Annotated in this window: 16 protein-coding genes; 5 read left to right on the top strand and 11 right to left on the bottom strand. The window is 64.8% G+C overall.

Translation table 11 applies throughout. The annotated features are described in order from the left end of the window. Position 1 precedes the first annotated feature (1 nt). The 7 genes from NKH97_RS02445 to NKH97_RS02475 form a co-directional block, all read right to left on the bottom strand. Positions 2–1405 (bottom strand): FAD-binding oxidoreductase, encoded by a 1404-nt coding sequence (locus tag NKH97_RS02445; RefSeq protein WP_352795281.1) that lies wholly within the window; start codon positions 1403–1405, stop codon positions 2–4. 145 nt (positions 1406–1550) lie between these two features. Continuing rightward, entirely contained in the window at positions 1551–2810 is a 1260-nt protein-coding gene (locus NKH97_RS02450) for an ABC transporter substrate-binding protein (RefSeq protein ID WP_352795282.1), read from the bottom strand. A gap of 48 nt (positions 2811–2858) precedes the next feature. After that, the gene (locus tag NKH97_RS02455; RefSeq protein WP_023808818.1) at positions 2859–3287 is read right to left on the bottom strand and encodes a DUF4440 domain-containing protein; all 429 of its coding nucleotides are present in this window, start codon (positions 3285–3287) and stop codon (positions 2859–2861) included. Then, positions 3284–4339: an aldo/keto reductase gene (locus tag NKH97_RS02460; protein WP_128302375.1), complete on the bottom strand. Its 1056-nt coding sequence runs from the start codon at positions 4337–4339 to the stop codon at positions 3284–3286. The genes NKH97_RS02455 and NKH97_RS02460 overlap by 4 nt, the downstream gene beginning before the upstream one ends. After that, the gene (locus NKH97_RS02465; protein WP_128302374.1) at positions 4336–4689 is read right to left on the bottom strand and encodes a TIGR04076 family protein; all 354 of its coding nucleotides are present in this window, start codon (positions 4687–4689) and stop codon (positions 4336–4338) included. The genes NKH97_RS02460 and NKH97_RS02465 overlap by 4 nt, the downstream gene beginning before the upstream one ends. 1 nt (position 4690) lies before the next feature. Further along, positions 4691–5173, bottom strand: a complete 483-nt coding sequence (locus NKH97_RS02470; RefSeq protein ID WP_128302373.1) for a DUF3830 family protein — start codon at positions 5171–5173, stop codon at positions 4691–4693. Further along, positions 5170–5904, bottom strand: coding sequence for a GntR family transcriptional regulator (locus NKH97_RS02475; RefSeq protein ID WP_127327034.1), 735 nt, complete (start codon positions 5902–5904; stop codon positions 5170–5172). Before NKH97_RS02475 ends, NKH97_RS02470 begins: the two co-directional genes overlap by 4 nt. 127 nt (positions 5905–6031) lie before the next feature. On the opposite strand from NKH97_RS02475, the gene NKH97_RS02480 reads away from it, so the two are divergent. From NKH97_RS02480 to NKH97_RS02500, 5 genes are read left to right on the top strand one after another with little or no spacing between them, the layout of a single operon-like run. Continuing rightward, entirely contained in the window at positions 6032–6829 is a 798-nt protein-coding gene (locus NKH97_RS02480; protein ID WP_128302372.1) for an ABC transporter ATP-binding protein, read from the top strand. Continuing rightward, on the top strand, positions 6826–7575 hold the full coding sequence (locus NKH97_RS02485) for a branched-chain amino acid ABC transporter ATP-binding protein (protein ID WP_352795283.1): 750 nt from the start codon (positions 6826–6828) through the stop codon (positions 7573–7575). Before NKH97_RS02480 ends, NKH97_RS02485 begins: the two co-directional genes overlap by 4 nt. Next, a complete protein-coding gene (locus tag NKH97_RS02490; RefSeq protein ID WP_128302370.1) occupies positions 7572–8480 on the top strand; it encodes a branched-chain amino acid ABC transporter permease in 909 nt (302 codons plus the stop codon). The genes NKH97_RS02485 and NKH97_RS02490 overlap by 4 nt, the downstream gene beginning before the upstream one ends. Next, entirely contained in the window at positions 8477–9460 is a 984-nt protein-coding gene (locus NKH97_RS02495) for a branched-chain amino acid ABC transporter permease (RefSeq protein WP_023808826.1), read from the top strand. The genes NKH97_RS02490 and NKH97_RS02495 overlap by 4 nt, the downstream gene beginning before the upstream one ends. After that, entirely contained in the window at positions 9457–10761 is a 1305-nt protein-coding gene (locus tag NKH97_RS02500) for an NAD(P)/FAD-dependent oxidoreductase (protein ID WP_023808827.1), read from the top strand. The genes NKH97_RS02495 and NKH97_RS02500 overlap by 4 nt, the downstream gene beginning before the upstream one ends. Positions 10762–10769: 8 nt before the next feature. Here the strand turns inward: NKH97_RS02500 and NKH97_RS02505 are convergent, their stop codons facing one another. The 4 genes from NKH97_RS02505 to NKH97_RS02520 are packed head-to-tail and all read right to left on the bottom strand — an operon-like array spanning position 10770 to position 15101. Then, positions 10770–11426 carry a GntR family transcriptional regulator gene (locus tag NKH97_RS02505; protein WP_023808828.1) on the bottom strand — a complete coding sequence of 219 codons (657 nt, stop codon included), beginning with the start codon at positions 11424–11426 and terminating at the stop codon, positions 10770–10772. Positions 11427–11439: 13 nt separating this feature from the next. Beyond that, positions 11440–12750, bottom strand: coding sequence for an aspartate aminotransferase family protein (locus tag NKH97_RS02510; RefSeq protein ID WP_031212279.1), 1311 nt, complete (start codon positions 12748–12750; stop codon positions 11440–11442). Then, on the bottom strand, positions 12751–13809 hold the full coding sequence (locus tag NKH97_RS02515; protein ID WP_023808830.1) for a phosphotransferase: 1059 nt from the start codon (positions 13807–13809) through the stop codon (positions 12751–12753). Continuing rightward, positions 13806–15101, bottom strand: a complete 1296-nt coding sequence (locus NKH97_RS02520; protein ID WP_164892806.1) for an ArgE/DapE family deacylase — start codon at positions 15099–15101, stop codon at positions 13806–13808. Before NKH97_RS02520 ends, NKH97_RS02515 begins: the two co-directional genes overlap by 4 nt. Positions 15102–15180 lie beyond the last annotated feature (79 nt).

The following is a 15180-nucleotide window of genomic DNA, read 5'->3' on the forward strand; positions in this document are numbered from 1 at the left end:
GTCATCGGGAGAAGGCGGTCGGGTTGAGGTCGAAGACCCGTCCCCGATTGAGGATGTTTCTGGGGTCAAGGGGTGTCTTCAGCCGCCGCATCGTGGCGATCTCGGCGTCGCTGCGGACCAGATGCAGCCACTTCTTCTTGTCGAGGCCGATGCCGTGTTCGGCCGAAACGCCGCCGCCGGCCGCCGCCACGCCGCGATAGACGATGTCATATGCCGCCGCCGCATCGACCGTGCGGACCTGGTAATGCAGATTGCCGTCGCCGAGATGGCCGAAGAAATAGATGTCGGCGCCGGGATCGACGGCGTGGATGGCTGCGTCCGCCTCTTGCAGGAACGCTCCCATGCGGGCCAACGGGATGCTGATGTCGACGCCGATCAAACCCTTGATCGAAAACAGGACGCGATTGGCGTCCTCCCGCACGTCCCACAGAGCGCGAAACTCGCGCGGCGATTGCGAGACCACCACATCGTCGATGACACCGTCTTCGACCAACTGCATCAACACCTCGGCGAAGCGCTCGCCGTCGCGTTCCGGCTGACTGCCCTGGATCTCGGCCAGCAGATAGACGGGCGAGCCTGCCGGCAGCGGCGCCGGCATAGCCATGCTGGCGACCATGAGGTCATAGAGCGGTGCGAAGTTGACCTCATAGGCGGACAGGAGCGGGCCGAGCTTTTGCCGCAGCAGCCCAAGCAGGGCGATTGCCGCATCGAGCGAAGAGAGCGCGCAGAAAGCGTTCACCTCGGACGCCGGCTTGGGATGCAGCCTGAGCGCGGCGCGGGTGACCACGCCGAGCGTTCCTTCCGTGCCGATAAAGAGCTGACTGAGGTCGTAGCCGGAATTGTCCTTGGGCAAGCCCTTGAGCGAGGTCATCACGCTGCCATCGGCAAGCACGGCTTCCAGTCCCAGAACCTGAGCGCGGTACATGCCGTAACGCAGCACGCGGATGCCGCCGGCATTGGTGGCGATGTTGCCGCCGACCGTCGCGGAGCCGCGTGCGCCGATATCGACGCCGAACATCAGCCCGGCGCTGTCGGCCGCCTCCTGCACCGCCTGCAGCGTCGCGCCCGCTTCGGCGACGATGCTAGCAGCCTGGCGATCCGGAACGGCGAGGTCGGTCATGCGCTCCAACGACAGCACCACCTCGCCCGGCTGCACACGGGCGGCGCCTGCCAGGCTGGTGCGTCCTCCCTGGACGACAACCGGCTGGCTGAGATCGTTGCAAACCGCCAGCGCTGCCGCGACACCTTGTGTGTCGCGCGGGCGCAGCACCGCTTCGGGAAGCGCCCCCAGCTTGCCGTCGGGATCGTCACGATAGCGCTGATCCACCTCCGGACCGGCGAGCACGCCGCCCGCGCCCAGCCGGTCGCCGAGCGCAGAGAGGAGCTGTTGGATTTCAGGCGACATCGGCCGATCCTATCCATGATCGCCTGCCGGTCAAACGCTCGTCCACGCAAAGCGACGTCGTCCGTGCCCGTGGTAATGCAAAACAGGACAATCGTCCGGTATCGACCACGATGGGATCGTGATCGATACCGGAGAATAGGTAGTCTTACTGAAGTTTCGCTTGCAGGGCGTTGACGTCGTCGGTGGTCATTTCACCGTCGGTCGCCACCTTGCCATCGACGATCTTCCACAGCCGGAACGGGCCGGTGATGTCGCCATATTTGTCGAAGGCGACAGGGCCGATGACGCCTTCATAGCGGATCGGCTTGCCGTCCTTGATCAGGCCAAGCGCCTTGGCGAACTCTTCCTTGCCGGCAAAGATCGGCGTGCCGGCCGGATCGACCGCCTTGTACATCGCGTCCTTGATCTTGGCCGGATCCTCCGAACCGGCAATGGCGATGGCGAGGCCAACAATCGCGCCGGCGTCATAGGAACGGTCGGCTGCCGGATTGGTCGGTTCGATGCCGGAGAATTCCTTGTAGTTCTTGGTGAAGTACTCTGTCGAAGCGGTCGGGCTGGTGCCGGACGAGGTGCCGTAGGCTTCCTTCAGATAGTCGGCGCCGACGGACTCGATGAAATCAGGGCTGTTCATGCCGTCATTGAGGAGGAATTTCTGCACGCCGCCCTGCGAGATCCAGGTACGGGCGACCGTTGCACCGTCGACCGGCGTGCTGACGAGATAGAGCCCGTCCGGTTCGCCGGCCATCGCCGCCGTGACTTCGGAGGCATAGCTCGACTGCTTCTCGTTATAGGGCGTGTCGGAGACGATGGTGCCGCCGAGCGCTTTATAGGCACGCGAGAATTCGGCCACCATGTTGACGCCGAAATCGTTGTTGACGTGGATGATCGACAGTTTCTTGAAACCCTTGTCGACGGCGTATTTGGCGGCGGCGACGCCCTGCAGCGCATCCGAGGTGATGGTGCGGAAGAAGATGCCGTTGGTCTTGCCGTCGCGGCCGAGCGCGGTCAGCGTCGGCGAGGACGAAGCCGGCGAGACCTGGACGATCTTGGCTGGCGCGGTGACGGAGGTCAGGATCGGGATCGACACAGACGAGATGATGCCGCCGATGATGACCGGCACCTTCCTGACCTGAACCAGCTGGGTGGCTGCGTCGACCGCTATGTTGCCCTGGCTCTGGCTGTCGCGCGTATCGGTGACGAGATCGCAGCCGCGCACACCGCCGGCTCCGTTGATGTCGCGGAAGGCCATCTCGACCGACTTGGCCCCGGCCTGACCGTATTCGCCGGCCGGGCCGGTCAGTTCCATGACGAGGCCGACGGTGATCTTGCAATCGGCTGCCTGCGCGGCACCCGCCATCGTGACGAGGGCGAGCGCGGTGGTGAGTTGGAGTATCGTCTTTGTCATTGTTGTTCCCCTTTCGTTACTCGACTGTATTTGAATTCTGGAGCCTGTTCAGCGTTCCGGCACCTGCAGCCAGGTCTCATGCAGATGTCGCCATTCGACGCCGTTGGGCGCCGATGAACTGGTGGTGAAGACGGCGCTCGACTGGCGGCGGCTGTGCTTGCCTGCGCGCAGCTGCGCTTCGACATAAAGGACGACGATGGTATCGGCGTCCTGCCAGCCGGGCCGGATGTCCTCGATCGAAATGGCAAAACCGTCGTCGCAAGAGGCGCGGCTTGAGCGGACATGGTCGACGACCGCTTCGCGATCGAGGACCTGCCCGTCCGGCGCCACCATGCTGAGGTCTTTACCCATGGCGCGTTCGAAGCGGCCGAAGTCCACCGTGTTGGCGCGCGCGGCGACGAACCAGTCGACGAAGAAGCGGTGCAGGTCGATGATTTCGGCGCTGGCGCGTGAAAACAGGGAGGGTTCGCCGCTCATTTCTTCCCCGCATTGAGGTTGTAGTGCATGATCGAACCGTGGCGTCCGTGGCGGTCGCGCTCCAGCGTGTAGACGTCGCCCTCCAGGCCCGTGCCTTGCGCGATGACGGCCGCAATCCGCGCCCGGTCCTCGGCGTCAAGCGCCACGTCCATGATTTTCGCATTGGCAATGGCGTGCGCCTGGTTGCGGGCACCGACGATGACAGCCGCCACTTGCGGCTGTTCCAGCACCCAGGCGCTGGCGATGGTGGCAATGTCGACGCCGTGGCGGTCGCCAATGGCTTTCAGTGCCTGAAGCAGGTGCTGGAACAGATCCCAGCCGCCGAAATCATCGATGATCAGCTTGTATTTGACCAGCGAGCGGTTTTCGAGCGGCGTGGCGGGTTCGGCCGCACCGAGCCATTTGTCGCTGAGGAAGCCGCCGGCAACCGAGCCGTAACAGAGGAAGCCGACGCCGTTCTGTTTTGCGAGTGCCGCCAGGCTGTTGCCCGGCCGCTGGTCGAGCACGGAATACTGCAGCTGTTGACTGACAAGCGGGATGCCGGCGGCGAGGATTTCGGTGAGCCGCGGCGTATCGAAATTGGTGGTGCCGAGATTGCGCACCTTGCCTTCCAGCCGAAGCTCGTTGAGCCAGCCCATCGCCTCGACATAGCGAGGCTGCGCATAGTCCCACCAGTGGAACTGGACGAGATCGAGCCGCTCGGCCTTCAGCCGCCGCAATGACTGGTCGACGATGCCCCTGATGTAGTCGCGGCTGATGCTGGCCAGCCGTTCCAGGTCGGGCACCAGCTTGGTGTGCACCTTCATCCGGGCGGCGACGTCGAGGCCGCGCTCGCTGGCCAGCCGCAGGCGCGCCGCGCCGATGAGCTCCTCGACACCGGTGTAGATGTCGGCGCAATCATAGGTCCAGATGCCGGCATCGAAGGTGGCGATCAGATCGGCAACCGCTTGGCTGCGGTCGATGGCGCCGTGGCCGCCGGCCAGCTGCCAGCCGCCGCGAATGACGCGCGAGATGGTGTAGCCGGGGCCGAGTTCGAAGGTCTTGGCGGTCATGTCAGGTCATCCTCCTTCGGCAGCGGCACCGCTGTGGTCTCGGCGTGGCTGAACCGTCGCTTGGCCACCCTGACAATCCGGAGGCGGCTGGCGCAATTGGGATCGGGACAAGCGATCTCGGCGTCCGATGTCATCCAGTCGTTCGGGTGGGTCGGGCGCTGCTTGGCCGCCAGCAGCGGCAAGACGGCGGCGAGCGAATAAATCGAAAAGCCCTGCCCTGCCGGCATCGACAGCATCTCGCCCTTGAGCTCGAAATAGTCACCGGCCCTGGCGCCGCAATAGATCGGCTTGCCCTCCGGGATGACCACCTCGACGCGAAGATCGAACAGCTCGAAACTGTCGTCGGCCATGTCAAGCCTCCACCAGACTGAAGGTGACATCGCAGGCGCCGTTGCGCCGGATGCCGCCGCAAGCGGCGGCGAACTGATCGCGCTCCCCGGCACGCACCTGCGCCACCACGCTGCCGGCCAGCCAGCCGATCGGGAACAGGAGCCGCGCACCCTGGCCGTAATAGAGGCCGATGTCGAAGATCGCATTGGGATTGCCGCCCCACATGCGTGGCGGCACATAGGACAGCACGATGTCGCCCGGCTGCGGGTTCAGCGTTGCGTTCTCGGCCGGCAGCGGTTTTGCATAGGCCTGGCCCTCGAGGTCGGCTGGTGGAACCGGACAGGAAATCTCCGGCCCCGTCCACATCGCGTGGATGCCCGGAACAACGCGTGGCGTGCCGAGATAGGCCAAGAGGAAGGCAGCGTTTTCCGGTGCCTTTTCGGGCAGCAACAATGCCGTGACGGAAAGCTGCGAGCGCGGCTCGGTGATCCTGATGGCGGTCATGTCTGGTCTTTCGCGGCGGCAGCCTGCAGCTTGCTGCGCAGAAAGGTGAAGGGGCGGCTGATGTCGGCGACCAGCGACTCGCGCGCCGCCTGCGCATCCTGCGTGGACAGCGCCGTGACGATGCGGCGGTGATACTGGGCGGTGTCGACCTCGCCGGCTTCCGAGAAGGCGTAGATGGCGACACGGATGCAGGGGCCCGATTGCAGCCACAGGCTCTCGATCATCGGGATCAGCACGGCCGAACCGCAGGAGCGGTAGATCTCGAAGTGAAAGCTCTGGTTGAGCGTCACTTCGCGATCGACGTCCTTCTTGTGTTTCAGCGCCCGCATCTCGTCCCATTCGCCGAGAATGGTCTCTATGGTGGCGATCTGGCGCGGACCCATGCGGGCGGCGGCAAGCGCGATCGCCTCGCCCTCGATCAGGATGCGGGCCCGCAAGAGATCGTCGAGGCGTTCCAGCGTGATCGGCGGCACGCGCACCGAACGGTTGGGCAACGCCTCCAGCGCCTTTTCGGTGATCAGCCGGCCCAGCGCCTCGCGCACCGGCATAGTCGAGGTGACCAGCGCATCGGCCAAGCCACGGATGGTCAGCACCTGGCTTGGTTCGAACAGCCCGCCGATCAGGGCACGGCGCAGTTCGGAGTAGACGCGGTCCTGTACCGTTTCGCGGCCGACCGGCGCAAGTTGGGCCGCGATCGCCTCGTTGTTCTTTTCGATGGCAGCCTTTTGCATGGAATTCCGTTCTTGGCCGGTTTTCGGCTTGCGGATCAAATTAAAGCCGAATAGCGTGATCAAAGCAAGTGTGATCACAAATCAATAATCAGAAGGCGGCAACGATCGTCTTCGGCCAGAGGGTTTGATGAGCGAGGCAACCAAACGGCAAGGGGAAACCCGCGCGCCGGTTCTGACGGCAAGAAATGTCGTCAGGCGGTTCGGCGGCCTTGTCGCGGTCAACGATGTCTCGTTTGAAGTCAAAGCGGGAGAAATCCTCGGCCTGATCGGCCCCAACGGCGCCGGCAAGACGACGATGTTCGACCTGCTTGCCGGAAGCATCCTGCCGACCAGCGGTGAAATCCTTCTCAACGGTACGCCAGTCTCGGGCGAAGCCGCACATCTGCGCATCGGACGCGGTCTCGGCCGCACCTTCCAGATACCGCGCCCGCTGCCCAATCTGACGCTGATCGAAAACATCATGCTGGCGGCACAACGTCAGGCCGGCGAAAAGCTGCTCGCCAATTTCGTCACGCCATGGCGCGTCGCCGCGCAGGAAAGAGCCGCCAGGACAAAGGCGCTCGAACTGCTGGAACTGGTCACCCTCACCCGCCTCGCACACGAGCCGGCGCGCGTGCTTTCCGGCGGCCAGCGCAAGCTCCTCGAACTCGCCCGCGTCATGATGGCCGACCCGGCGATCATCCTGCTCGACGAACCGGCCGCCGGAGTCAACGCGACGCTGCTCGAAGTCATCATAGACCGCATCCGCGATATCAACGCGCGCGGCATCACCTTCCTGCTCATCGAGCACAATATCGACATGGTGACGCGGCTTTGCCATCGCGTCCTCGTCATGGCGAGCGGCCAGCTGCTCAGCGAAGGCACGGCAGAGGAAGTCGCCCGCGACCCACGTGTCATCGAGGCCTATCTCGGAGGCGCGGCATGAGCGAGATCGTCCTCGATGTCCGCGACCTCGAGGCCGGCTACGAGCCCGGCGTGCCGATCGTGGGCGGCGCCTCGATCATCGTCGCCAAGGGTGAGATCGTCGTCGTGCTGGGCCCCAACGGCGCCGGCAAGTCGAGCTTCATCAAGGCAATCGCCGGCCTCGTCCCGATCACCGGCGGCACGGTGTTTCTGGACGGCAAGGACATCACGGCCGCGCCTGCCCACACCATGGTTCGGCTCGGGCTTGCCTTCGTGCCGCAGACCGAAAACATCTTTCCGCTGATGTCGGTCGAGGACAATCTCAAAGTCGCCTGCGGCATCCTCGAACGGCGCGAGATCCCTGGCCGCATCGAGGAGATGTATTCGGCCTTCCCCGATCTCGTGCGCCAGCGTCGCACCGCCGCCGGCAATTTGTCGGGCGGGCAGCGGCAGATGCTGGCCGTCGCGCGCGCGCTGATCGTCCACCCCAAAGTGCTGGTTCTGGACGAGCCGTCGGCCGGCCTGTCGCCGAAATTCGTCTCGATGGTGTTCGAGATGCTGGCCGGCATCCGCAAGTCCGGCGTCACCATCCTTTTGGTCGAGCAGAATGCCAAGGCGGCACTCGCCATCGGCGACCGCGCCTATGTGCTGGTCGAAGGCAAGGACCGGCACGAGGGCATCGCCTCCGAACTATGGAACGATCCGGTGGTCGCCGAACTCTATCTTGGCCAGCGCCCCCGTAAGGCCGACACGGGAGGTGCGGCATGAGCCTGCAATTTGTCGTCGACGGATTGCTGACGGGTTCGATGATCGGCCTCGGCGCCATCGGCGTGACGCTCACCTATTCGATCCTGCGCTTCTCGAACTTTGCCCATGGCGACTTCATGGCCTGGGGAACCTATGCGACGCTGGCCGTCGTCAGCGCCATCGGCGCGACAGTCGGCAAGGTGGCGCCGATCGCACCGTTGTCCTTCGGCTGGCCGCTCATTGTTGCGCTCGCTATCGGCATGGCCTTCACCGCGCTCTTGGCGCTGCTGCTCGACAAGGTGCTGTTTTCGCGGCTTCGCTCGCAAGGCCAGGCGATCATCGTGGTGATGGCGAGCTTCGGCGCCTCGATGGCGCTGAGAAGCTTGCTCGAATTCACTTTCACCTCGCGGCCGACCTATTTCAGCCGGGCAATCCAGATCGCCATGCCGGTCGGCTTCGGCATCCGCATCACGCCCGACCAGATCGCCCTGCTGCTACTGACCGCGGTGCTGGTGCTCGGCGTGCATCTGTTGATGACGCGCACGCAAACCGGCCGCTCGATGCAGGCCCTGAGCCAGAACGCGGCACTGGCCCGCATCGTCGGCATCGATGTCGCCAGCGTGGTGCGCGTCACCTGGGTCATCGGCGGGGCGCTGGCCTGCGTGGCCGGCGTGATGATCGGCATTCTGGTGCAGATCCGCCCGTTCATGGGTTTCGACATGCTGCTGCCGATGTTCGCTGCCGCCATTCTCGGCGGCATCGGCAGCATTCCTGGCGCGGTGCTCGGTGGCTTGATCATCGGGTTCGCCGAAGCCGGTGCAGTACAGCTGATCGGAGCCGAGTGGCGCGCCGCCGTCTCCTTCATCATCCTGATGGCGGTGCTGTTCGTGCGGCCTATCGGCCTGTTTGGTGTGAGGGAACGCTGATGGACCTGCTCGGCTACGGCGCCTTCTTCCTGACCACCGCGCTGATCTTTTCGCTGGTCACGCTGGGGCTCAATCTGCAATGGGGGCTGACCGGCCTGTTCAATGTCGGCCTCGCCGGCTTCGTCGCCATCGGCGCCTATACATCGGCGCTGCTGACCACACCGGACGATGCCGCGCGGCTGGGCGGCTTCGGCCTGCCGATCCTTGTCGGCTGGCTCGGCGCCATGGTTGTCGGCGGCATCGCCGCGGCGCTTACCGGCATGGCGACGCTGCGGCTGAGATCCGACTATCTTGCGATCACCACCTTCGGCGTCGCCGTGGTGGTGCAACTGGTCGCGCTCAACGCGCAGAAGCTGACCGGCGGCCCGTTCGGCATCGGTTTCATCCCGCGCCCCTTCGGCAGCCTTGCCGAGACGCCGCTGCTGTTCAACCTGTCCAACCTCGCGGTCGTATCGGTGGTGACGCTGATCGCCTATCTCGCTTTGGAGCACCTGTCGCGCAGCCCATGGGGGCGGGTTTTGAAGGCGTTGCGCGAGGATGAGCGGGCGGCGATCTCGCTTGGCAAGAGCGCGCGTTTCTACCGCGTCCAGGCCTTTGCCGTCGGCGGCGCCATCATGGCGCTGGCCGGCGCGCTGCAGGCGCACTTCACCGGCTTCATCGCGCCGGACAATTATTTGCCGATCCTGACCTTCCAGGTCTGGGTGATGCTGATCGTCGGCGGCTCGGGCAGTAATCTTGGCGCCGTCATCGGCAGCATCCTGGTGTGGGCGATATGGGCCGGATCGGGCACGCTGACCAGCATCCTGTTCCCGCCGGAACAGCAGGCTCGCGCCGCCGCGCTGCAGATCGCCGCCATCGGCGTCATGCTCTGCGTCATCCTGCTGATCCGGCCGAACGGCCTGTTCGGCGACAGGCCGCGGCGGCGCCGCTTCAGCAAGCGGGCGAAGATCGCTGCGGGCGAGAGCAGTTCCGGCTCATGAATGCCGTGATCCGGCAGGAGGCACAAGGCGCTTCGCTCTGGCATGCCGTCAGCGGTAGCCGCCGCGAGCGGCCGGCGCTGCAAGGTGGGCTCAATGTCGACCTGGCCATTGTCGGCGGCGGCTTTTCCGGCCTTTCAACCGCGCTGCACGCCGCCGGGAAAGGCCTTTCCGTCGCCGTTCTCGAAGCCGAATTCATCGCCTGGGGCGCGACCGGCAGGAATGCGGGATTTGTCGTGCCGAACTTCGCCAAGATGGACCCGGCCGACATACTGGCCCATCTCGGACCGTCGCGCGGCGAAAGGCTGATCGATTTCGCCGCCGGCAGCGCCGACCTGGTCTTCCGCCTGATCCGGCAGCACGGCATCGACTGCGACGCCGTGCAGAACGGATGGATCCAGCCAGCGCATTCGCCTGCCGCCTTCGAGAAGGTCAAGTCACGTGCCGGGCAATGGGCACAGCGTGGCCGGCCGGCTGTCACATTGGATCGGCAGGATGTCGAAGCCCTGACGGGAGTGCCAGGTTATGTCGGTGGCTGGATGGATCGTTGCGGCGGCGTGCTCAATCCGGTCGCCTATGCGCGCGGGCTCGCCGATGCGGCGGAGAAGGCCGGCGCGAAGATCTTCGAGCAGACGCGCGTCACCTCGGTTGATCGCATAGCCGATGGCTGGGTGCTGAAAACGCCGGTGGGATCGGTACGCGCCGCAAAGGTGCTGATCGCCACCAACGCCTATGGCTGGTCCCTCAACCCGTCATTGCAGCGAACCTATTTCCCGCTCAAGGTTTTCCAAATCGCCACGGCGCCGCTGCCGCCCGAAATCCGCGCGCGCCTGTTACCCGGTGGGCAAGGTGTCGGCGACACCAGGCGCAATCTGTTCACATTCCGCTTCGACGCCGAAAACCGGCTGATCAGCGGCGGCATGCATATCCTTGGCGCCGGTGCGGATACGCGCGTACCGCAGACGATCTGGCGAAGGCTTGGCCGGCATCTCGGTCTGCCCGATCTCCCGCCGCTTGCCTACAGCTGGTCGGGAATGGCGGCGGTCGAACCGGATTTCCTGCCGCACCTGATCGACCTCGGTCCGGGCCTGATCGCCGGACGCGCCTGCAACGGCCGCGGCATCGCCATGACCACAGCGATGGGCAAGGTGCTGGCCGACTGGGCCGCTGGAGCCGAGGCCCGCGACCTGCCGCTGCCCTTCGCGCCACCGGCGCCTATCCCGTTCCATGCCTTGCTGCGGCATGCGCCCAACATGCTGCTCGGCTGGAGCATGCTGCGCGACCGGCTGGACGGGACGAGCTAGGCCGACGGCTACCTGGCAGCGTCAAGGTTTGCAGATAATACGGCGGCCGCCACGGCGATGTCCTCTTCTATGAAAGTCCGCACAGTGGGACCGCTGCGCCGCTCCAGCGCGGCGACGATCTTGCGATGCGCGTCGTTGGACTGCGGGATGTAGCGATCGGCCTGCATCAGCAGCTTGAGATAAGGCCCAACCCGCCCCCAGAGGTCGCGGATCATGTTGAGCAGGATCGGCGCGCCGGCATGCTGGTAGATGGCGAAGTGGAACGCCTCGTTCAACGAGAGATAGGCCCTGGCGTCGCCGGCCTCGATGGCACGCTGCATGCCGGCGAGCGTCGCCTGTATGTCAGCCAGTCCGCTTTCGCTCATCCTGGTCGCCGCCATCTCGCCCGCCAGTCCCTCGACGGCGATACGGATGCGCGTCAGTTCCTCGAAGGCGGGCGCGGACAGCAACGGCACGATGACCGAGCGGTTGTTCTGCATCTCGAGCAGTCGCTCGGCGACAAGCCGCTGCAGCGCCTCGCGGATTGGCGTCGTCGAGATGCCGAACGTTTCGGCGAGCTTGCGGATGACCAGCGTCTGCCCCGGGCTGAAGCCGCCTGAAATCAACTCCTGCTTGAGCGCGCCATAGGCGCGGTCATTCAGGGTTTGATGTTCGAGCTTCAGCATGCGTTCGGCCCGATCACCAGTTCGACAGCGCGCGATCGAGCGTCTCGGCCAGTTGCTCGGCATTGTCCCTGGCAAACGGCAGTGGCGGCCTCATCTTCAGCACATTGCCGCGCGGACCGCAGGACGAGATCAGCACGCCGTCCTCGCGCATGGCTTCGACGACCGCCGATGTCTTGGTGGCGGCCAGCGCCTCGTCACCGTCCGCCGTCAGCTCGACACCGAAATAGAGGCCGTTATGCCTGATATCGGCGACCGCGCCATGCCGGCTCTGCAGGGTGCGCAGCAGTTCACTCGTATACGCGCCGACATTGCGCGCATTCTCGATCAGCCCCTCGCCCTCGATCACCGCCAGCACGGCGAGACCGACGGCGGCAGCAACCGGATTGCCGCCGAAAGTGTTGAAATAACCGGTGTTCGAGCCGAACGAAGCGACTAGCTGCGGCCGCACGAGCACGGCGCCCATCGGGTGTCCATCGCCGATCGGCTTGCCCATCGTGACGATGTCGGGCTCGATGCCATAATTGGCGAAACCCCACATGCCTTGGCCAAGCCGGCCGAAGCCGGACTGGACCTCATCGGCGATGACGATGCCGCCGGCCTTTCTGACGTGATCCACCGCCTCGCGCATCACCGCCGCATCGGGAAAGAAGATGCCGTCGCTGGAAAAGGCCGAGTCGAGAAGGAGTGCGGCCGGCTTGATATCTTTTACGCGCATGTCCTCGATGGCGGCGGCGACATTTTTTGCGAAAACATTCGCGGCCCGGCCATGGTCGCGGAACGTGTCCGGCGCCGACACGGTGCGGTGCTGCGCGCGCACGCCCTTTGCTCCGACCGCCGCCGGCGACAGTTGCGCCGTCGCGATGGTGGCGCCGTGATAAGCGAAGTCGGTGATGATCACGCCGGTGCCGCCGCTGGAATGCTGGGCGATGCGGATGGCGAGGTCGTTGGCCTCGCTTCCGGTGCAGGTGAACATGGCGTGGCCAAGATGGGCCGGAACGGTGCCGAGCAGTTTTTCCGCGTAATCGAGGATGATCTCGCTGAGATAGCGCGTGTGGGTGTTGAGCGTGGCGGCCTGTCCGGACAGCGCCTCGACAACGCGCGGGTGGCAGTGGCCGACCGAGGCGACGTTGTTATAGGCGTCGAGGAATTTACGGCCCTGGGCATCGTAGAGCCACACACCGCTGCCGCGCACCAGATGAATAGGGTTGCGGTAGAAGGCGCGATAGGTCGGCCCAAGCAGCCTGGCGCGGCGTTCAAGCAGCGCGCGCTCCGATGCAGCCGCGTCGGCATTTGAAGGATATGGCGAGGACTGGGACACGAGCATTTACTCCGGATTGGAATGGTCGAGAAAATAGCGGCGGGCATCGGTGGATGACAGACCATCCAGCTTTTCGAGCGAGGCCCAGACCTCGGTGGCGAGGCGCAGCACATAGTCGCGCTTGGCCGGGAAGCGCTCGGCCTGCCAACTGGCGATGTTGACGATGAGCGCAAGCCGGGCACGGATCAGATCGAAGAGAATGCCGATCTCTTCCTCCTCCAGCAGCTGAACCGATTGATAGCCGGCGACGAAGCGCGCGGCCGGCGCCAACGGATGGCCTTGCGCCGGCCAGCGATAGACGGCGCCGATGGCGAGGTCGCAGATCAGCGGCGAATGGATCATGTCGCCGAAATCGAGGATGCCGCTGACGACCTCCGGCCGCGACGCGTCCATCACCACATTGTAGGAGTTCATGTCGTTGTGGACGATCTGGGCGCGCAGGGTCGGAATGATTGGCGCCGCATGCTGCTCGAAGGAGTCGATCGCGCGCTCGACCATCGCCCTCCGGCCCGGATCAGTGATGTGCACCGTCATCGGTCGTATCTTGGCGACCTTGCGGATATCCCAGAGCAGGTCGCTGCCGGCGGCCGGGTGGAAGAAACCGCGCAGCGCCCGGCCAAGGCGGGCGAGGAAGATCCCGAGATTGCGATCCTGCGCATCGGAAGTCGGCGAGCGCGACAGCAGCTGACCGGGCAGATAAGTCACCAGCCGGACGATGCGCGGTGCCGATCCACCAACACTGGCCGTAAATTGCGCTTCGCCCTCAAGGCTTTTGCGCACCGAGGGAACCGGCAAGGTGGGGTCGACTGCAAGGATGTGGTCGAGCGCCTTGTTCTGGAAGTCGGTGAAGCCGGCCTCTTCCGCCGGATGGGAAACCTTGAGGACGAACTCGCCCTCGCCGTCGGTCTGGATGTGGAAGTTATGGTCGCGTTCGCCAGGCAATGGACGCGCGGTGCCGGTCAGCCCGTAGTGCCGGCGCACGATGGCAAGCGCGTCGGTCGTCGAGACATGGGGCGCGTCCTCGGCGAGCGTTTCGCCGAAAGCATCGGGGACGGCTGCATTCATGGCTTGGCCTCGATAGGTTCGAGGCCGCACCAGTCGGCGATGAACAGCGCGATCGTCTGGGTGACCTTGCGCACCGAGTCGAGATCGACGGCCTCGTCATAGCCGTGCGGCATGCGGCAGATCGGGCCGTAGACGATCGCCGGCGTTTCAGCATAGAGGCCGAAGAAGCGCGCATCAGTGGTCGCCGAGGTGACGTGCTCCGTCAGCGGCTCGCCCCACACGGCGGTGTGGCTGCGGCGCAGCACCGCTTCCATCTCGTCGGCGCCTTCCAGCACATAGCCCTCGGCCATGAAGCCGTTGTAGGTCATCATCGGTGGGCGATTGGCCAGGAACGGATCGGCACGCGCCGCTTCGGCGATACAGGCCTCAAGCTCGGCCCTGGCGTCTTCGAGCCTCTGGCCGGGATAGGTGGCGACGCGCATCTCGAAGACACAGCGCGCCGGAACGCTCGATGTCCATTCGCCCCCTTCGATCTTGCCGAGATTGAAGCGGATCGGGTGCGGGTGATCATGGAAATGCTTGTCGTCGACCTTGCGCGCGTTCCAGACGATTTCGAGCTGCTTCAGCGCCTGGATGATGACAAATGCCTTTTCGATGGCATTGGCCCCGGCAGAAAATGCACCCGACGCATGCTGGGGATCGCCGTCGACCTCGACCCGGAACCAGATCGGCCCGACCTGCGCCCGCATCAGCCTCGGCTCCAGCGGTTCGGGAATGAAGGCGGCGTCGGCGCGGTAGCCGCGCTGCAGACAGGCAAGCGCGCCATTGCCGGTGCATTCTTCCTCGACCACCGACTGGAGATACAAGTTCGCGGCCGGCTGATAGCCAAGGCTGCGCAATGCGGCCAGCGCATAGAGGCAGGCGGACAGGCCGGCCTTCATGTCGCCGGCGCCGCGGCCATGCATCCAGCCGTCCTCGATCACCGGATCGTAGGGATCGCGCACCCAGCGGTCGAGTGGCCCTGTCGGCACGACATCGATATGGCCGTTGAGGATCAGCGAGCGGCCGGTCGCGTTTCGCGGCGTATGCGTGGCAACGACATTGAAGGCGTCGTCATAAGAAACTGCCACGGGTGAAAAACCCGGCAGGTCGCGAATCGCATCGACATCGACGCGCCACATGTCGACGGCATAGCCGTCAGCCTCAAAGGCAGCCGCCATGAACGATTGTGCGGCATGTTCCTCACCACGCTGCGAAGGAAAACGCACGAGGTCTTGCAGAAACGCTACCTGCCGCGCGAAGCCGCCATCGACCGCGCTGAGAATGGCCTCGTCCGCAATCCGCTCAGGCATTATGTTTCACTTTCATCTGAATGGTGTATCATATCTCATATGCCATTTCTGTGAAATGCAAGAGGCATACGCGCCAAAC

The organism is Mesorhizobium sp. M0870 (assembly GCF_040319775.1).
Classification (GTDB): Bacteria; Pseudomonadota; Alphaproteobacteria; order Rhizobiales; family Rhizobiaceae; genus Mesorhizobium.